Below are 18,089 nucleotides of genomic sequence, written 5' to 3' on the forward strand. Positions count from 1 at the left end.
CGCAATATTCACGGCGGCTAATCAGCTATTTTCTATAAAACCCGCCGCAGGAGGCTGGCCCAGAGCAAGCACTTTCTCCGATCCATCTTCGGCCACCTGACGCATCACAAAAGAGTTCCGCTGAAACCGCATGCTCTTGACCTGCCAGCGCCCCGCAATGCGCACGCATTCGTCGGTGTACTGGCCCGAGAGATTGACGATGGTGCGCTCTTTCACGTTGACCTGGCAAAAATCCAGATCCCACAGCACGATGGCACTGTCAGCGTCCGTAAACAGTATCTGGGGGTTGTGCGCGTGGTGCCTGTCCTGAATCGATGGATTCTCAACCGCCAGACGCGTAAAAGTCTCCACCCATCCGTCTCTTCCGATGATGGGGGGGAAGCCATCGGCTTCAATGACAGCCCCATGCTCCACAAAGCATTCCCGTACAAGCTCCGGCTGCTTCTGATCGCAGGCGCGAAGGTATTGCGCCTTCAAAGCCTGCAGGGCCTGCATATCTTCCAGTTTTTGCAGGCGCTGCAACACGTCCGTCATTGCCGCTGATTCGCTCATCATTCGTCTCCTTGGTTTGTCTGCCTGAGATTCTGAAAACAGCATCAGCGAACGAAACCCGCATTTGGACGATAGACAGAGACTGCACAAAGCAAAAAGCGGTGCCAGGCACCGCTTCTATGAAAATCGACAAGGCGAAGCGATTAACGCAGGCCAGTGCCTGCGCCCAGATCATCCTTGCGCTCGATCAGCTCTATTTTGTAACCATCGGGGTCCGTCACAAAGGCAATGACCGTGCTGCCACCGGCCACGGGACCAGCTTCGCGGGTCACATTGCCGCCTGCAGCTTTGATCTTTTCGCAAGCGGCATAGGCATCAGGTACGCCAAGAGCAATATGACCGTAAGCAGTGCCCAGCTCGTAGCTTTCCGTGCCCCAGTTATAGGTCAGCTCAATCTCTGCCTGACCGGGGTTGCCGCCTTCGAAGCCCAGAAACGCCAGCGAATACTTGTATTCGGTGTTCTCGGACGTACGCAGCAGTTGCATGCCGATGACATGGGTATAGAAATCAATAGAGCGCTGGAGATTGCCAACGCGCAGCATCGTGTGGAGGAATCGCATCCGCCAATTGTGCCAGCAAGGTGCAAGAGCCGAGTGAGTAGGGCGTTGCCACCCTGATGTGATGCAGCGCGGCTAAGATGCCGCAAAGAGGGAAAAATGCGTATGGGACAGGCGGATCGTGACTATTGGCATAGAGACAGGCCGTTTACCCAGGCGCGCCACGAAACCAGCTTTCTGACCAAACTTCTCATCACGCTGGCAGTGCTGCTGATTTGCGCCGTGGCGTATCGCTATCAGGCAGAGATCAAACTCTGGGTTCAAAAGTCAGCGGAAAGACCGGCTCCGCGCGCGCAAGCACCTGTGTTGCCTGCCCCTGCAGTGGTTCCTGCACCAGTACCTGCTGTCCCGCAAAATCCACGCCCCGAGACATCCGGGCAAATCTACCGCTGTGGAAACACCTACAGCCATGAGCCCTGTGACAACGCCCGTCAAATTTCGGTGCCCACCAGCGCATCACGAGACATGTCCGCCACCCAGGAAATCTATCTGTGCAAGGACATCTATGACCGGCTGACATGGGAGAGCACTCCATGCTCCGCCAACGGCAGATTCATGGACCGAATCGCCCGTGTTCCCGCGAATATTCCCTGGGAAGAACAAGTCGCGATTGCCCGCCAGCAAAGAGACCGCGCCCATGCCATTGCTGCTGAGCAAGTCGTCGCTGTTGCATCCAGACCATCATCAGCGCCCAGAGCCAATGCAGGCGAATGTCAGGCGCTGGACGAACGCGTCAACTGGCTCGACTCTTTGGGCCGCATAGGTGGCGGCGGCTACACCATGGACTGGATTCGCGAACAGCGCCGCCAGGCGCGCGATCGGCAATTTCGAATTGGGTGTTAGACCGCATTGGTTTCGATACAGAGAAGATGCTGAGCCTTGTATGCAGAGGGCGTGAGAGAAGTAGCTCAGCCTCAGAGCAGCGCCGGCGCGACCAGATCCACCAAGCTTGGCAATTTGATATTTAACATAAGATACATTCACCGGCCGCTTGAGCTGTGTTTACTACAGAAGCAGTAGCAGCACCGCTAGCACCCATAAGCGTTCCGGCCAGAGCAGTGCCGGTTAGAAACTTGCGCACCATGCGCGATTTGCACGCACTGTCGCGCTCTCCTTCGAGGGCCGCGATCACAAGCCACTTCTGCGCGTCCTCACCCATCTCTTCAGCCAGAGCACCAGCAATCGACGGGCTCAGGTGTCCACGCACCTTTGCTGTCGCCAGCGTTGTGCGTGCCAGGTTGAGTTTCTGCGTCCAGTAGGGCGCAGGCTGTTGGGATAAAGCTTTTTCCAGCAGGTCTAGCGTCGTTTGCATGTGGGCTCCTGTTGCTTTCTTGACTACAACGTGCAGTCATTATGCGAAAAGTGTTGACTGCAATGTGCAGTCATGGATATGGTTGCGCCGAGTGACTGCATATTGCAGTCATAACAGGAGCCGCCAGCATGTCTATCACCTCTCACACTCCCCTGATAAGTCCTCTACCTGGTCAAGAAGACCAGAGCGCTCGCCTGGCGGCTTCCGCCGAGGTCGGCCAGGTGGAGGGCACCATTTATTGGTACCGCAACGAGTACAAGACCAGCACGGGTATTTGGCTGGTTTCAGGTTTTTGCAAGATGCCTCGCTGCTTTCCAGCTTCCGGATTCGACGCGATCGAGTGGCGCTCTGTTCCTTGTATTGGGTTTGATATGGGCAGAGGGCAGAGCGCCATGAGCAGTACTCTGACCCTCGAACAGTTTCAGCGATGGCTGGAAACATGCGCGCATGAGGCGTTTCACGCTATTGAAAACCCGCCCGAATGTTCAGCAACAGATCTCGCACTGCACCGTGAAGGTTGTGAGATCGTAATTGGTCAATGCGCTATTGCGACGCGGGCTCTCATGTCGTTCAAGCTGGAGCGGGGCGCATGAGCAAGTTGGCCTTCCCGTTATCGCTCGTATCCATCGCGTTGTCACTGTTCGCACTGCTCGTGAGCTGGTTTGACGACCGGGTCATCGACATGTGCACCCGTGCAGAGCACACGATGCCTAGCAAGACCATGCTTCTTTTGATGGCGGCGGGCGCATGAGCACCAGCTTTTCCGCACAGCGCCTCAACGCTGCACATGACCAGGTCACGGCCATGATGCGCCGTCCAAACCGTATCGACGATTTGCGCCTCTATGAGCTCTCCAGCCGCATCAGCGTGGAGGGCCATTTGATTTTGGCTACTAGCACGCTAGACCTCGATTTCTTGGCCTTCTTGGGCCGGGAAAAAGCCGCTGGCCGCACGTACTCGTCGCAGGCTCTCGCAAAGCAGGTTTTTTCTCAGGCGGGCGTGGTAGCACCGCCTGAGAGTCCTACCGATAGGATTTCGCCAGTTTTGGGGAAGGGGTCACAAAATGGCCTATGACACCCTCAAGCTGAAAAGCCCTTCCATGGACGAATCCTTCGTCCGCGCCATTGAGCAGCAGTGCGTTTTGCGCTCTGGAATCGACCTGGCTACGGGCGCGATGCTGTACGAGTTGCACACGGGGGAATTGCTGGGTTCCTGGGATTCGCGGATCAGTGTGCGCCCCATGTATGAGGATTGGGTCACGGACAAGAACGGCCGTCCGCGTCTGGCGCCCTGCGAGCCTTACATCCTGGTTGAAGGCTCAGTGCACAAAGCCATGATGGGTCACAACGTATACGGCGGGCCGCGTGACTTCAAGAAGGCTTGCTCGTTCTTCGTCGCCCTGGTCGAAAAGCTGCTGGGCGTGGATCTGCCGCCCTCGGGCAACTGGACAGTGCACCGCGTGGACGTGGCCCATGTCTTCGCGCTGACGAAACCGGCCTGCAAGGAATTCTTCGACAGCATCCAGCTGCGCAACTTCCCGCGCCGCCAGAAGAAGGCAGCCAAGTACGACATGGCCGTGTACTTCCCGGGCAAGACCACGACCGTCAAGTTCTATCACAAGGGTTCTGAGTTCGGCCTGCATGACAAGGCGCGGCTGCGCAACTACTTCCGCCAGGCCTACGCGCTGATGTACGGAAAGAAAGACCTGCGCAACTTTGAACGGGCAGAAAACAAGCTCAAGGCATTGCAACGCCTGGCCGACAGCCGCTTGCGGGTTGAGGTCGAAGTGCACTCCGACAAATTCCAGTACGACTTTGGGCGTAACCCGCTAGTGAGCGAGGTGGACGACGCCTACCTGGAAACGATTCACGACAAAGAAGTAGAGCGCCTGCTGCGCGAAGGAAAGCAGTCCATGGAAACAGTACGCACGACCCAGGCAGTGATGACGCGTTTGGAAAACGTATATGGCAGCACCAGAGGTTTGCAGCTCTATGGCTTCTGGTCTGCCATGTGCACGCAAAACGAAAACGTCATGCGAAATAAATTCACGCGCTCAACGTTTTTCCGCAATCGAAAACAACTTGAGGACGCCGGGGTTTCCTGGCGCTGTTCTGACATCCATGTCACTGCGAATGACAGCCTCATTCATGACTTCACGCCGCAACGCGTGGACAGGCGTTTCTGCAATGCCCCGGCCAGAAACCGCCCTGAACTCAACTACAGCCGGGACGAACTGCGCTTAGCCGCTTGATGGAGAAAAGACGATGAGTGATACAGCAACTGCTACAGCAGCCCCCAAGGCTGGCCGCCAGCTGGGTTTCAACCAGGTGATGGTCAAGGGTCGCATTGAAGAGTCGCGCCGCCACGAGAACACCACCTATACGCGTGTTCTGTGCCCCGCTGCTGATGAGTACAGCCGCCCCCAGACCCTTGAGATTCGCAGCAAGGCGCGTATCGGCCAAAAGGGTGACACCGTGCAGCAGCTGTGCTACCTGGGCGGCTTCACGCGCAAGGCGTTTACCGCCACGGATCGCAGCACCGGCGAGCAAACAAAGGTCACGCCGGTGGACATGACTTTGGACGCCATCGAAGACTGATTCAGCCATGACAGCAGAGCAGTACATCGCCTTCATTTTCTCCATCGGCGCAATTGGCGGCGTGACTGGCTTTGCTGTGTGGCGAATTGTCGAAGCGCTGTTTGAGCTGCACTGGCTGCGGGATTCGGCCCAGCGCGAACAGTCGCAGGCCGAGTGCGTGGCCCTCGCGGTCGCTAGCGTGCCTGCTGCCCAGCGTGCCGCCGCGCACTGCGCATTGCAGCGCCTCTCCACTGCTCCCGGCCCTGCACGCGGCGAGCGGGCTGGGCCGGGGGTGGGGGAGAGGCAGGGCGCCGCATGAGAGCCGTTTATTGGGTGATCGCCTTCGCTTTGCTTCTCGCGTGTGCCTCTGCATCTATGGCTCTTGAGGCTGATGGCCGCTGGTACGAATTCCGAGTGAGGTGGGTTCATGGACTGGAATAACTCGTCGCACGTACTCCAGGTGCTTGTCGTCATCGCAGTGGTGCTGGTGTTCCTCCACGGCTTCAACTCGGGGAACAAGCTGTGACTGCTGAACAGATTGGGTATGTCATCGCAGCCTGCCTCGGTGTGTGGGTGTCGGGCTATGGAGTAGGCCAGGCGGTTGCCTGGGTTCGCAGGCTCCGCGACGTTGTTTAGGTTTCGCGCATATCGCGCAACGCACGGGCGTTTTCCCGTTGATGAAGTGAAAGGGTTCGTTATGAACAAGCTCCAAAACCTGCGCCGCCTGGCGCGTGATAACGCAGCACGCATGGGCGTTGCTGTTCTGGCTCTGCCCCTGTCTATGGCTGCTCGTGCGCAGGCAGTAGATCCGTTTGACAAGGCAGTTACGGAAGTGACCGCCAAGGTCGCAACCTATGGCGCCGCACTGGTGGGCGTTGCCGCTGCTGCCGTGGTCTTCATGGTTGCTATCAAGTACGTGAAGAAGATTCCTCGCGCCTCTTAATCGAGCGCTGGGAGGCTTTTTCCCATTGGGCTGCGTGCAGCCCTTTGGAAAGGGGCCACTATGCGAAAACTTCTCTTGGCCGTGGCGCTGGGCAGTGCCCTGTCTGCTCATGCCGCCGATTCAAAATTTGACGCCTTCATGGGGACGGTCGTTGGCAACAGCACCACTGTGACATTTGGCGGCAATGGGCAGCCAATTGCCACTACCTCAAACCACCTGGGCACACCGTCAGCAAATACCGTTGGAAATATGGGCGTTGCAACGGTCAATGGTGATCCTCACTATGTTGGCCGTGCTGAGGCTCCAGTCGCAGGGACTAACAAAAAGGTTCCAATTGACGTCAAGGTGCCGATCAATAAACGCTCTGTTGCTCGCGCCCTCATTGCTGCTGCTAAATATGGCGTCGGCGGCGCTGGTGGCATTGCTGTCGGATATGCCGCCGAGGCACTTCTAGACTTCGGGCTCAAAAACGTTACTGTTGGTGCTGATGGCTCAGTGCAGGCTGATTCGGAGACGCAAGCTCACTATCCCGTTTCGGATGGTTATTACTGGAAGCTGAATAACGGTAATCAGACAAATTTCTTGTCTGCCGAGGATGCATGCATTGCGGGTCGTTACGACAACACGATTACGTTTGTAAGTGTCCAAATGATGGATGGGGGGACTTGGGCCTACTGCAATGCAAAGTGGCCTTTTGGCACTGTTTATCAGTATCAAATTTTTCGGCAGCAGCAATCAAACTGTCCCGCTGGGCATTATGTAGATCAGGGCATCTGTACCCCTTCTAAGCCACTTACAAAAATGACAGAGCAAGAAATCCTCGACTGGATTGCTGCTCGTGATGGCTGGCCCACATCTGCTACGCGTGCAATAGCGCAAATGTCCGCAGACCCTCGCGTAGAGCCATTAATTCAGACGGGCACGCCGAATATCACAGGCCCTTTCAAGATTCAGGAAACGCCGACAGTTCGCACGTTTTCAGAGCCTAAGCCTGGTGTTGCTGGGCAGACTCAGTCAGTCACTGAAACCAAGCAAAAAACCGTTGGCTTGGACTATGCCGATAACAAGGTGAAGGCCACGACAACGGAAACAAAGCAGCGTGTTGTCGATGGTGTCGCAGAGCCAGAAGACACGACTCAGAAAGATCCTGAAAACGACTTTCTCGTCTGCGGCCTGCCCAATACACCTGCATGCCGAATTGAAGAAAAGGGCACTCCTGAGCCTGTCGAAGACACGGCACAAAAGGACGCTGAGCGGGTGCACAAGCCGCTTGATGATCTTCTCAAAGATCCCAAGAGCGTCCTGCCAAGCTTCCCAACGATCAACTGGACATTTCGCCTGCCATCTGGCTGCGCGCCTCTGAGCATTCCTGCCTTCTCACCGTTCCTGCAGGAAATCGACGTCTGTCAGTTCCAGCCCATCTTTCACGACATCATGAGCATGATCTGGGTGGGCGGGGCTTTGTTCGGTGCCATCGGCACTTTCTGGCGCAACGTGTTTGCGAAAGCGGGGTAAGCCATGCCAGTGTTTGCAGCGTTTATTGGTTCTATCGGCATGGGGGTTTACAACCTCCTGGTGGCCTTGGTCGGCGTCCGTCTTGCTATGCGAGTTGCGGCCGTCATATCGTTGGCAACGATCTACACGGCCTGCGTGATCTACTTCAGCACCATCATCGTGCCTTGGCTGGAAGCGCTTTTCATGAGCGGCTACGGCCAGCTGCTGGGCCTGCTGTTCCCGCCTATCTCCGGTACCGTCCTGGCCGGCCTCGGCGCTTACTGGACTTGCGTTGCTGGCGCGCAGTACGTCGGCAACCTGATGAAAATCGCCATAGGGAAATGACATGGCGGTCTACAGCGTTGAAGGCAAGCTCGGCACGGGCAAAACCAAGTTCGCGGTGTACCAGGCAGAGCAGGCTCTGCTTGCTGGCCGCCGTGTTGCGTCCAATGTGGATCTGAAGCCAGAGATCCTGAACCCGTGGAAGGCCTGTAGCTACGTGCGCTTGCCTGACAAGCCCACGGCTGAAGACTTTCTGGCAGCGGGCCACGGAAACCCAGATACCTACGACGAAAGCCGCAATGGTGTGCTGATCCTGGACGAGCTGGGCACCTGGTTGAACTCGCGCTCGTTCCAGGACAAGAGCAGAGCAGGGGTGATCGACTGGCTGATCCATGCGCGTAAATACGGCTGGGACGTCTTCTTGATCGTCCAGGACGCCACCATGATCGACAAGCAGGTGCGCGAAGCCCTCATTGAGTACCAGTGCCGCTGCATGAACCTGTCGCGGGTTCGTATCCCGTTCATTGGCAAGCTGCTGGGCTTCATGCACAAGCCATGGGGCTACCTGCCCAAAATGCACACGGTCACGGCCAGGACGGGTTATGGCCAGAACGCGATCATTGCGGAAAAGTGGCTCTACCGTGGCGACCACCTGCATGCCGCCTATGACACGCGGCAGATCTTCACCAGCGACTATCCGAACGGGCCGCACAGCGTGCTGGTGCCGTGGGAGTTTGAGCGTCGAAAGACCTCTGGCGAGATCTTTCGGGAAAGGTTGGAAACCTTTCTCGGGAGATTTCGCGCTCCGCCACTGGTCCGGCCTGCGCCGCGGCAACCAGGTCGCGCCATCACGCTGCTGCGCGATGTGGACATGGACCCAGACCGCAAGGTGGAGCTGGCCCGCCGCTATTGGCAGGGGCAGGACTGGGCATGAAGTCGCTCGCGATGGTGCTGGCCGTGTGGGTCGTTCTTGGCCTGGTGCAACTGGCGCAAGCTGAGCTGCCCGCTGGGTGCGTGAAAACCGCCAAGGCCTGCGACTGCTACAGCTCGCGGGGCAAGCGTGTCGAAGTCGCTCGCGATACGTGCCAGGTGGCGATGACTCCGGTGCCAGTCCCGCTAGCCGGTGGTGACCTGGACGCCATGTCTGTCAAGACCAAGCCGCAAGAGCCGGAGCGCTCGCCGTATGTCAAAGCGCCCATTCCCTGGCTGATTGAGCGATGAGCTAGACTCCCGCCGACTGGAGGGGGCAATGGCGATCGACACGCGGGACTACTACAAAGACAAGCACAACCAGGCAGCGGGCTACATGGAAGGCTCGCCGCTTCGTCAAAGCATGGGCGAGGTCAAGGCTGGCCGACGTGCCCGCATTCGTGCCCGCCGCGACCAAGAAAACCGCAATGGCCTGCTGAGCTTCCTGCTGAAAATGGCCATTTTCATTGGCGCGGTCGTGTTCCTGGTCAAGTTCCTGAAGGCCTGATGAGGCACTGAGTGAAGCCAGAGGATTTGGCCGGGGAAATCGCAGATTTTCTCGGGCAAACCGCAGGGCGTAGCGCTGTTGGCGAGGGGCGACTCCGTGCATGGCGCAGTGCAGCGGAAAAGTCACGAAAGTGTATAAAAACGCATGTAATATTTACTACATATTATGTAGCATACATTACAAGACTGGCGCGGGGTTGAGTGGATTTTGCCACAGGTGAAAAAGGCTTGAGGATTTCGTCGGGGAAATCGCAGATTTTCACGATGAAACCGCAGGGCCGCGCCTTGCACAGGCATGGTCTTGGCTGGGATTTCAGAGCGATAGCTGGGTGTCTGGAGGCTTGAGGATTTTGCCGGGGAGGTCGCAGACCTTCTCGGTGAAACCGCAGGGCCGGTGCCTGATAAGGCGCGGTCTTGGAGGTGCACTGCCGGGAGGCGGTAGCACCTGGTTGTCAGCGGTCATGGGAGGATTTCGCTGGGGAGACTGGAACAGTCTTCGCAGTGAAACCGCAGCATGAAAGCAGGGCGATCAGCAAAAACATGGGAATGGGTCTGGGCTTGGCCCAGCTCTGAACGGATTTTGGAAACAGGCACACATGCGCGCATGCCTTGTTTGGGTGATTGCCGCATGCAGTTCGCCTCTTGTCGCGCAACATTCCCGGTGCCATGAGAGTCGTGGCCACCAGCGCGCCGGAGTTTGACCAGGTCGAGCCACATTTCCAGCAGCATGCCGCGTCCCGCAGCTCGCGCACAGCGCAGCACACATTCGGAGGGCGCAGCACCAGCTCGTGCAGAGCGTCACCCACTCGCTTGATAAACACGGCTGTTTGCGCGCAAGCGCTCCTGGAGCTGGCAGCGAAGAGTAGAGGATTTCGTCGGGGAGACTGGAACAGTCTTCACGATGAAACCGCATACCGCAGCGAGACCCTGCCGACAAGCATCGTCACGTACACCCCACGATGCACATGGCCGAAGGCCACAGGATCAAGGCTGTCCGCACCCGTATCCGGCTGTTTAGCGAAGGTGGCGCAAGCATGGTTCAGAAGTTGTTAGCCGATTTTGAAAACCGGCAGATTGGCTGGGCCAGAGTTCGACCTGGTCAACTCATCTTCAAGGCGTGCGATGTAATCCAGTAGCCGCTTGTTCTTGCGCTCCAGGGCTTGCGCCTGGGCGAAGTATGTCGAGGTGCGCAGACCTGATATTGACTCAATGTACTGAATGCCCCAGGTGGATTCCCAGAACAGCGCCAGATGGATCGCTCTGGGTGCCTGGCCGCGTGCGCGGTACTTGCGCAGCGTTGAGGGGGATATGTCAAGCAGCTTTGCCTTTTGCTCAATGCTGCCTGGCACGTTGTCAAGGACGTAGGAGAAGTGAGGGAGATGTGCGGGGTATGGTGCTCGAAACATCACACGACGTTCGAGCAATCGTTATGCAAACTGGAACGATTGCAGGCTGAACAGCTTTTTCTTCAAACGAGCGATTAAACATAAGATACATCGTATCTAGTTAAACCTTAGGTCAGATCGAAGCCAGAACTGGCCACCAAAGCTGCAATTCCAAGCCTCCTCCGGGCCTGCCGAGCGATCAGCACAACAGCCATGGCAAATGAGGGTGTGCAGAATTTTGTGTAAACGGACAATCCACCGCCGGCGCAAGCCGGCCTATCCGTAAGCACAATGAGCACCAAGAAACACGACGTACCCGAAGAACTGCTGTCTGGCCTGCTGGCCAACTACAAGAAACCCGAAGACCTCATCGGCGAGAACGGCCTGCTCAAACAGTTGACCAAGCTGCTGGTGGAGCGAGCCCTGGACGCCGAACTGACCGAGCATCTGGGCCACGAACGCAACGAAGCGGTAGCCAACACCACTGGCAACACCCGCAATGGCAAGAGCAAGAAGACCCTCAAGGGCGATTTCGGCGAGTTGCCCATCGAGGTGCCACGTGACCGCCATGGCAGCTTCGAGCCCCAACTCATCCCCAAGCACCAGACCCGCTGGGCCGGCTTCGACGACAAAATCATCTCGCTGTACGCCCGCGGCATGACGGTGCGCGAGATACAGGCCCACCTAGAGGAGATGTACGGCACCGAGGTCTCGCCCAGCCTGATTTCCTCGGTGACCGACGCCGTGGCCGATGAGGTCAAGACCTGGCAAGCCCGCCCGCTCGATGCAATCTACCCCATCGTCTATCTGGACTGCATCCATGTGAAGGTGCGCGAGGGCGCTGTGCGGGTCAAGGCGGTGTACCTGGCCATCGGCATCACCATGACGGGCGAGAAGGAGGTGCTGGGCCTGTGGCTGGCGCAGACCGAGGGGGCCAAATTCTGGCTGCAGGTCGTGACCGAGCTGCGCAACCGGGGCGTGCATGACATCTTCATCGCCTGCGTCGATGGCCTCAAGGGCTTCCCTGAAGCCATTGAGGCCGTGTTTCCCAGGACAGTGGTTCAGTTGTGCATCGTGCACATGGTGCGCCACAGCCTGAACTACGTCTCGTGGAAGCGTCGCAAAGAAGTGGCCGCAGACCTGAGACGCATCTACACGGCCGCCACCGCCGAGGAGGCCGAGCTGATGCTCGGTGAATTCGAGCAGCGCTGGGATGCCGAGTACCTGCCCATCGGCCAGTCCTGGCGCAGGAACTGGAGCCGCTTGACCCCGTTCTTTGACTACCCGCCGGAAATCCGCAAGGTCATCTACACCACCAATGCCATCGAGTCGGTGAACATGGGCCTGAGGAAGCTGACCAAGAACCGGGGCTCGTTCCCCAGCGACGAGGCGCTGACCAAGCTGTTCTACCTGGCCCTGCGCAACATCAGCCAGAAGTGGACCATGCCCATCCGGGATTGGAAGGCTGCGCTGACCCGCTTTACCATTCAGTTCGGAGACCGCATTTCCATCAATTGAAGTCCGAACCGTTTACACAAAAATTCGGACACGCCCAATGCCGAGCTGGCCCAGTTGCGACAAGCGGCATCGACACCTTCAGTTTAGGCACTGCTTAACATTTGTTAAGAACTTGCTATAGAATCGACCCCAACACGGCCCCCTTCAGTGAAGTGCTCTGCACCAGCTGCTTGGGGGTTTTTCTTTGCCCGTGCTCAGCTAAGCAAATCTTGCCACTTTGGTACAACGCCCATGCCTTGCAGCGTCAAGCCCACATGGCGCAGGTCCGGGAAGCCATCCAACAATGCTGTCAGGCGCTGGCTCCATGATGACCCAGGATTGATGTGCTGCATCAGATGATGGCAGATACACAGCAGTAAAAACGGACGTGCCACCAGCTGCGCCTGCCCCTGGAAGGGGTCTAAAACGGGTGCAGAGCCCTTCTTGGGCAGCCTGGGTTGGTCTACCACGTTACGGTTCCATAGGCGGCTATGGTGGGCGCATACGTTGCGCAGGTAGTTCAGGCTGCGCAGCCAGCTGGCAAACACCTGCCCGTTGCCTGCGGGCAGGCCATAGCCCTGTGCGATTTGGTCCTGCTCCTGCGATGGCAAGCCCGAGAACAGCACAGACATGCTGCCAAAGTCCCAAACCTCGCATGCCACCCATATAGCCAGCGGCTGCCCGTATTTGTTCCGGTAGTGCTCAATGAACTTCTCACGCGATCGGCGAATCAGGTCATCGTGTTTGCTCAGCCATTCTTGGTGCTGAGTCAGCCCAGAACGCTTCAGCACCTGCGCGAAGTTCGGGTGGAAATATGTTGCGTCCTGATAAGCAAATGCGCCCTTCTGCCCCAGCCGGTGAGACAAATCCACGCGCAGCGCGATCTCGATGCGCTCCAGGGCATCCAGAGCCAGCATGCGCAATCGTTTGTCAAACACATACAGGTCTGCCACATCCTTCAGTCGCGTCCCCGGCTTGAAGTCATCCAATACCTGCCGCTGGCCAGGTCTGCCACCTTGCGCAGCCTGCCACTGCCGCATGTCATACCAATAGCCTGACAACCGGTAGTACCCAATGCGTTCCAGATAGTCTTGCCCTTTGACAACGTCTGTAACGATCATGCCGCGCGCCTGCAGCTGGGCCAGTTGATCTGCAACACTAAGCCAAGGCTTTTGATAGCTCACCAAAAGCCTCCCTGCATCGACGATAGCAACGTCCGACCTAAATCCAGGAAAAGGGGCATTTCACTCACTCCACTGCCTCAACCGGCGCTGGAGCGCCGTTAATCAAGCCGTCAGCCGCAAAGGCAGCCTCCAACAGCCCGAGCATTTCCCGCTGATGTCTAAGCATGGCTCCGCCTGATGCCCACGCACTTTCAACCGAGAACGCCGAGTACATCGCCAAGGTCTTCAGGCTCTGACTCTGCTTTTCGCTCACCAGTTGCTTGAACTTGTCCTCCGGCCCTGAGTTGCCAAGGCGGGAGTTCATCGTATGACTGACCAGGCACAGATTACCTAGAGCATGCAGATGGTCGTCATCCCACGAATTGCCCGTAAACAGCTCCGTCTGTGGGTGCAGGTGCTCCACTGAGCGGCGAGTGCTGGTGAAAGCAAAATCGCGCCACTCCTGCGCTCCCGGCTTGTCCTCATGCCTGGCCTGCAGCCAGAGCAAATAGTCCAGGAAATTGAAGTCCACCAGCCTAGCCCGCCCATACGTCAACTTGCTTGGCAGCGCCCTTACCAGTTCACTGTCCGGTCGATGGGGTTTAAAGAACTGTGTTGAACGGCGCACCAGTGCCTCATATGTCACTGGCTCAGGCCCGCCAGCGCCCTCCTCCAGCACAAAGGCCTTGGCCAACCCTTCCAGCGCCAGCAAAAACGCTGCGCCATCAATGGCTGTCTCAGCATCCTGCTGGTACAACCAGCGCAACACCCCTTGCAACCAGTGCTTACGCGTGGGCAGCATGTACGACACATGCAGCGCAGCCTGCAGCATTCGCAAGCGCTCTGCCCAGTCCTGGCCAGCATCATCAAAGGCGTTGACCCACAGCAACACGGCCTTGTCATTTCTGAACTTGCAGCGCTGCAATTGCCAGTGCTCCTCATCGCCTTGGCTGTCAACGCTGCTCTTAATCACATGCTGGTCCAGCAGAAACCGGCAGCGCAGCAACCTGAAGCCGAATTCCAGAATCTGATCCGCACCGCCACGCAGCAATGGCTCAAATGCCGTCAGCAAGTGTTTGTCGTCCAGCGGTGTGCTCTCAAATGCCTCACCCGGCATCATGGCCAGCACCTGCAGCAAGAAGTTGGGGAAGTTAATCACCGAGCCAAACTGGGCCTTGCTTTCCTCGTCCTCCTCATCGTCCCCTACCTGCGTGGCTACCAACTGCCCGCCAGCAATGCGAGGCCGGTCAGCAATCAGTTGCATCAATGATTTGGGCGCGGCTGTCGTCTCGTCAAGGCCACCAAAACACGCCACCAACTGCTGCGCATTTTTCACCAGCAGCAACCTGCCATCTGCAGCAAATATGCGCTTGCGCAAATCTGGCACGAACCCGGACTGCACCGACCTGTCCATCACAGCACAGGCATCCCACACCGTATGCAGCACCTTCATGGCCGCGTGCTCACCATGCTGCTGCAGCGCTCCCAGCAAACGAGCCTTCAGCACCTCGTGCTTAGCCAATTGCTCGCCGCGGTTGTTCATCACCTCGAAGTAGTGATTCAGGTCCGTTCGCGCGGGCAAATCCACCCGCAGCAGTTGAACGCGCTCCAGCAGGAAATGGGCAAACACCTTTCGGTGCGCTTCCGGCAACTCACGCAATAGACCCTCAATAATGGCTCGCCCTTCCCAGATGCTGCTTGCTCCGCTGGCATCGTCACCATCTGGTTTGTCCTTGGCCTGTGCTGCCGCCTGCAAAGGCTGCGCAAACACCGTCTTCAGCGCCTGACTCGAAGCCTCGCGGCACTCAAACTGCAAAGGCATGCGCGCCATCGCGCCTTCCAGCTCAGGGTACATGGCACGCAGCACTGACACCAGCAGGCTCAGCGTCGTCAGCCGCTGCTGGCCGTCCACCACCTCCCAGTGCTGATGCTGCTCGGTACGCCGCGCGTACACCACCAGAGTGCCGATGTAGTAGTCATGCACCAAATTCTGTGCATTGCGCTGGGCATAGTCGTTCACGTCGGCAATCAATTGACCGATCTCTCTCGCCCCCCAAGCATAGTTGCGCTGATACACAGGGATGGAATACAGCCCATCTGCCAGCACCTGCTGCACGGTCAGCAGTTGGGGCTCATGCTTGTTGTTCATGCTCTTCCTTCAGTGCACCTTGCCGCCAGTAGCCCAGCTTTTCCATCCAACCCTGCAACGCATCCAAGCCTTGTGATGGCGGCGTGCCGCGCTCGTAAAAGGCAGTGGGCAGCGAGATATTCAGGAACTCCTGCGGCGTGATTGCATCGCGCAGCACGGCAAACGGGTTGACCCCGCCCTCACTGGCAAATTTGTCCATGCTGCCCACCATCACCCGACGGTTGAGCAAGCGCGCATAAGCCCAGGCAAATGACAGCTCCACCGCCTGCGACAGCCCCTGCTCACCAAATTTGTCCACGTAGTACATCAGCAGCGCATCAAACACGGCGCGCACATGCGAGTCACCCTTGCGGTCACGCCCTGCATAGCGCCCCAGCGTCTCCAAGATGCCACGCGCGTCTTCAGCCAGTGCGTGCTCAAATTTTTGGGCCCAGGGAGGCAGCTTCCCCACTTCCTGCTTGTGATGAAAGCCCATGCTCCAGTAATGCTGCACCCAGTCAAAAAAGCGCAAGCCGTTGACCACAGGTGCATCAAGCTGACAGGGCCACACCTGCCCGCGCGTACCCGTATGGCTCTCCAGCAAATGCACCGCATCGTCCAGCATGCGCCACGCACGGCTCATGGGCGCGGCCGCACGGCTCTCCAGACTGATGCCTTTGAACACGCCCACATGCCGCTTGCCAAAATACTCGGCATCACGCCCACGGCTGCGCTGGCGGGTTTGAAACAGAAAACGAGCAAACAAGCGCTCTAGGTCGGGTTGCGAGCATCGCTCCCAAGCCTGCACGGCTTGCCCCTGTAACGCCAGCTCTGCCGGGCGCAACGCCCGCAGGTGAAAGGCCTTGAGCAAGTCATGCACGCACAACGGTTTGCCACGGCCGTTCTGTGCATCAAAAAACTGAAATGCCTCGGTCAGACTGTGCAACTGCACGCGCACCACCTCGCAGCGCTCCAGCAAAAACTCCACTTGCGCCTGCCCCCACTGCGCTTGCCGAATATGGCGTGCAATGGCCTGGTAGTTGGCCTGTACCTGCTGGTGCGACAAGGGACTGGGAAATTGCGGCTCAAACAGTTCCAGCGCTAATAACTCACGCTGCCAGGCTGGCTGCTGCTCTTCGGCAACTTCCCGGGCCGCAGCGCGCAAGGCATGCAGCACCAGCAGCAAAGTCACGGTGCGCTGCTGGCCGTCCACAATATGGTGCGATCTGCGCGCTGGCATGCCGCTTTGACCAGGCAGATCGACCGCCGACTCCACATGCACCACCACCGTGCCCATGCGGTAGCTGCTGGCCCCTTGCTCCTGTGCAGTGGCTTGGGTTTGCAACTCAATATCGCGCAGCAACTGCTGCACTTGCGGCAAGCCCCATTTGTAGGGACGCTGGTAGTCGGGAATGTTCAGTGCCTGGTCGCCAAGCCAGTCCTTGAGTTTGCAAATCTCAGCGCAAGCCTGCTGGGCCGAGATATGTGACAACTGAGCTTTCTCTGCTTCTGGTTCAGACACATGTGCCTGCGAAACCGCCCTCTCGTTCATAAGCCCCATCTTTTTCTTTCTTGGTTATTTGGGATTGGCTGGTGATCTCCTCCGCCACCAAACGCACATCACAGTCCCTAACTTACCAGCGTCACGCCTGTCAGGCGCTGCGGCAGAAGCATATTCAGCCCAGCACCTTGGCACAGTGCAGATTCATACCCTGCCGTCTACCGCATCACCTTCCAGAAATACATATTGCCGGTGGTATGCCAAATATGGCAAATGTTGAGGCTCCAACCGCTTACGCAAGCGCATTCCTGCCTCAATCCCCAGCAAAGCTGCATCGGCAACACGCAACTGGGGAGATAGAACGACCTCACCCTGCGCATCCAGCGTAATCAAGCCGCAATCGAAGGCTGCATCCCACTGTGCCGCCAGCAGCAAACCGTTGAACACACTGGTTTTCTCCTCCGGCGCAGAGGCTGCCCAGGGCTTGATATGTGAGGCGCGCAGCAAAGCGGCGTGCGAGACACCAGAAATCGCACAAGCCCCATCCCAATACTGTTCCAGCGCCTGGCGAAAGCGGTCATGCCCCACACGGCGCGTAGTCAGAATGCTCGCATCTTGGCCCGGTGCTATGGCTACGGCAGAGCTACCCATTCCAAGATCGTGGCCCGGCACATGCGATGCATCCTGGCCAGCAACGCCCTCTGTGCTCAAGGCTTGTTCATCCGGAGCTGCCTTAGCAGATGACTGAAGCTGAATCAGATCCCCCTCCGCCTTCACGTCTTGCTCTAACCACGCCAAACAACGCGAAAGCGCCGCTGAACTGTCAAACGTCAGACCCACGCCATAGGGAATCGGCGTAGCTCCGGTATGCATGTGCTTGGGGAACAAGCCCATATTGCTGGAGTGAAAGTACTTCGCCCCCACTTCCACCCCATCTATGTGCAAGTCCTGCGCGCCAGAATGCGGGTGGGCCACCAGCACACTGGTGCCGCCCTTGCTTTGCAAATTCAGGTACAGCGGTAAGTCTGTGCCATTCTGGTAAGCCACCTTCTTCTTGGTGCGATTTTTTTCTTGATAACCACGGGCCAGCAGTATGGGCTCCACCACATCAACCGATAAAGACATTCAAAAACTTTCGGGAAAAACCAAAGGCAACAGGACGCATTGCCCTGCCGCCGAAAACATAGCCTTGGTCACGTTGAGATCACGCAAAGGTCACATGG

At 57.8% G+C, this 18,089-nt stretch carries 22 protein-coding genes; 14 read left to right on the forward strand and 8 right to left on the reverse strand.

Annotation, left to right across the window (positions count from 1 at the left end):
* Nucleotides 1–21 precede the first annotated feature (21 nt).
* Together JDW18_RS11450 and gloA are read right to left on the reverse strand one after the other, a co-directional pair.
* Entirely contained in the window at nucleotides 22–552 is a 531-nt protein-coding gene (locus JDW18_RS11450; protein WP_218243718.1) for a nuclear transport factor 2 family protein, read from the reverse strand.
* Between the two features lie 143 nt (nucleotides 553–695).
* On the reverse strand, nucleotides 696–1,112 hold the full coding sequence (gene gloA, locus JDW18_RS11455) for a lactoylglutathione lyase (RefSeq protein WP_218243719.1): 417 nt from the start codon (nucleotides 1,110–1,112) through the stop codon (nucleotides 696–698).
* Between the two features lie 96 nt (nucleotides 1,113–1,208).
* Here gloA and JDW18_RS11460 point away from each other — a divergent pair, with 96 nt between their 5' ends.
* Entirely contained in the window at nucleotides 1,209–1,952 is a 744-nt protein-coding gene (locus JDW18_RS11460; RefSeq protein ID WP_218243720.1) for a hypothetical protein, read from the forward strand.
* A gap of 121 nt (nucleotides 1,953–2,073) precedes the next feature.
* Here the strand turns inward: JDW18_RS11460 and JDW18_RS11465 are convergent, their stop codons facing one another.
* Entirely contained in the window at nucleotides 2,074–2,421 is a 348-nt protein-coding gene (locus JDW18_RS11465) for a hypothetical protein (RefSeq protein WP_218243721.1), read from the reverse strand.
* A 128-nt stretch (nucleotides 2,422–2,549) separates the two neighbouring features.
* Here JDW18_RS11465 and JDW18_RS11470 point away from each other — a divergent pair, with 128 nt between their 5' ends.
* The 12 genes from JDW18_RS11470 (at nucleotide 2,550) to JDW18_RS11525 (ending at nucleotide 9,193) form a co-directional block, all read left to right on the forward strand.
* Nucleotides 2,550–3,014, forward strand: a complete 465-nt coding sequence (locus tag JDW18_RS11470; RefSeq protein ID WP_218243722.1) for a hypothetical protein — start codon at nucleotides 2,550–2,552, stop codon at nucleotides 3,012–3,014.
* Nucleotides 3,011–3,172 (forward strand): hypothetical protein, encoded by a 162-nt coding sequence (locus tag JDW18_RS11475; protein WP_218243723.1) that lies wholly within the window; start codon nucleotides 3,011–3,013, stop codon nucleotides 3,170–3,172. The genes JDW18_RS11470 and JDW18_RS11475 overlap by 4 nt, the downstream gene beginning before the upstream one ends.
* The gene (locus tag JDW18_RS11480) at nucleotides 3,169–3,495 is read left to right on the forward strand and encodes a hypothetical protein (protein WP_218243724.1); all 327 of its coding nucleotides are present in this window, start codon (nucleotides 3,169–3,171) and stop codon (nucleotides 3,493–3,495) included. The genes JDW18_RS11475 and JDW18_RS11480 overlap by 4 nt, the downstream gene beginning before the upstream one ends.
* A complete protein-coding gene (locus JDW18_RS11485; RefSeq protein ID WP_218239599.1) occupies nucleotides 3,485–4,672 on the forward strand; it encodes a phage/plasmid replication protein, II/X family in 1,188 nt (395 codons plus the stop codon). Before JDW18_RS11480 ends, JDW18_RS11485 begins: the two co-directional genes overlap by 11 nt.
* 13 nt (nucleotides 4,673–4,685) lie before the next feature.
* Nucleotides 4,686–5,018 carry a single-stranded DNA-binding protein gene (locus tag JDW18_RS11490; RefSeq protein WP_218239600.1) on the forward strand — a complete coding sequence of 111 codons (333 nt, stop codon included), beginning with the start codon at nucleotides 4,686–4,688 and terminating at the stop codon, nucleotides 5,016–5,018.
* Nucleotides 5,019–5,025: 7 nt separating this feature from the next.
* Nucleotides 5,026–5,316, forward strand: coding sequence for a hypothetical protein (locus tag JDW18_RS11495; RefSeq protein WP_218239601.1), 291 nt, complete (start codon nucleotides 5,026–5,028; stop codon nucleotides 5,314–5,316).
* Between the two features lie 378 nt (nucleotides 5,317–5,694).
* Complete coding sequence (locus tag JDW18_RS11500) at nucleotides 5,695–5,940, forward strand: hypothetical protein (RefSeq protein ID WP_218239602.1); 246 nt, start codon at nucleotides 5,695–5,697, stop codon at nucleotides 5,938–5,940.
* Nucleotides 5,941–6,000: 60 nt separating this feature from the next.
* Nucleotides 6,001–7,455, forward strand: coding sequence for a hypothetical protein (locus JDW18_RS11505; protein WP_218239603.1), 1,455 nt, complete (start codon nucleotides 6,001–6,003; stop codon nucleotides 7,453–7,455).
* 3 nt (nucleotides 7,456–7,458) lie between these two features.
* Entirely contained in the window at nucleotides 7,459–7,779 is a 321-nt protein-coding gene (locus JDW18_RS11510) for a hypothetical protein (RefSeq protein WP_218239604.1), read from the forward strand.
* Nucleotide 7,780: 1 nt separating this feature from the next.
* Nucleotides 7,781–8,650, forward strand: coding sequence for a zonular occludens toxin domain-containing protein (locus JDW18_RS11515; protein ID WP_218239605.1), 870 nt, complete (start codon nucleotides 7,781–7,783; stop codon nucleotides 8,648–8,650).
* On the forward strand, nucleotides 8,647–8,937 hold the full coding sequence (locus JDW18_RS11520; RefSeq protein ID WP_218239606.1) for a hypothetical protein: 291 nt from the start codon (nucleotides 8,647–8,649) through the stop codon (nucleotides 8,935–8,937). The genes JDW18_RS11515 and JDW18_RS11520 overlap by 4 nt, the downstream gene beginning before the upstream one ends.
* 28 nt (nucleotides 8,938–8,965) lie before the next feature.
* Nucleotides 8,966–9,193, forward strand: a complete 228-nt coding sequence (locus JDW18_RS11525) for a hypothetical protein (protein ID WP_218239607.1) — start codon at nucleotides 8,966–8,968, stop codon at nucleotides 9,191–9,193.
* A 1,048-nt stretch (nucleotides 9,194–10,241) separates the two neighbouring features.
* On the opposite strand, the gene JDW18_RS11530 is transcribed toward JDW18_RS11525, so the two are convergent.
* Nucleotides 10,242–10,616: a hypothetical protein gene (locus JDW18_RS11530; RefSeq protein WP_246609848.1), complete on the reverse strand. Its 375-nt coding sequence runs from the start codon at nucleotides 10,614–10,616 to the stop codon at nucleotides 10,242–10,244.
* Nucleotides 10,617–10,868: 252 nt separating this feature from the next.
* On the opposite strand from JDW18_RS11530, the gene JDW18_RS11535 reads away from it, so the two are divergent.
* Nucleotides 10,869–12,095 (forward strand): IS256 family transposase, encoded by a 1,227-nt coding sequence (locus tag JDW18_RS11535; RefSeq protein ID WP_218239608.1) that lies wholly within the window; start codon nucleotides 10,869–10,871, stop codon nucleotides 12,093–12,095.
* 194 nt (nucleotides 12,096–12,289) lie between these two features.
* Here the strand turns inward: JDW18_RS11535 and JDW18_RS11540 are convergent, their stop codons facing one another.
* From JDW18_RS11540 to JDW18_RS11555, 4 genes are all read right to left on the reverse strand, one after another.
* Complete coding sequence (locus JDW18_RS11540; protein WP_246609850.1) at nucleotides 12,290–13,195, reverse strand: Abi family protein; 906 nt, start codon at nucleotides 13,193–13,195, stop codon at nucleotides 12,290–12,292.
* A 127-nt stretch (nucleotides 13,196–13,322) separates the two neighbouring features.
* Nucleotides 13,323–15,386: a GmrSD restriction endonuclease domain-containing protein gene (locus JDW18_RS11545; RefSeq protein ID WP_218239610.1), complete on the reverse strand. Its 2,064-nt coding sequence runs from the start codon at nucleotides 15,384–15,386 to the stop codon at nucleotides 13,323–13,325.
* The gene (locus tag JDW18_RS11550; protein WP_218239611.1) at nucleotides 15,370–16,887 is read right to left on the reverse strand and encodes a DUF262 domain-containing protein; all 1,518 of its coding nucleotides are present in this window, start codon (nucleotides 16,885–16,887) and stop codon (nucleotides 15,370–15,372) included. The genes JDW18_RS11545 and JDW18_RS11550 overlap by 17 nt, the downstream gene beginning before the upstream one ends.
* Before the next feature lie 183 nt (nucleotides 16,888–17,070).
* Nucleotides 17,071–17,991 carry an HNH endonuclease gene (locus tag JDW18_RS11555; protein ID WP_218239612.1) on the reverse strand — a complete coding sequence of 307 codons (921 nt, stop codon included), beginning with the start codon at nucleotides 17,989–17,991 and terminating at the stop codon, nucleotides 17,071–17,073.
* Between the last annotated feature and the right edge of the window lie 98 nt (nucleotides 17,992–18,089).

The sequence above is a fragment of the Comamonas fluminis genome, from assembly GCF_019186805.1.
Lineage (GTDB): Bacteria > Pseudomonadota > Gammaproteobacteria > Burkholderiales > Burkholderiaceae_C > Comamonas > Comamonas fluminis.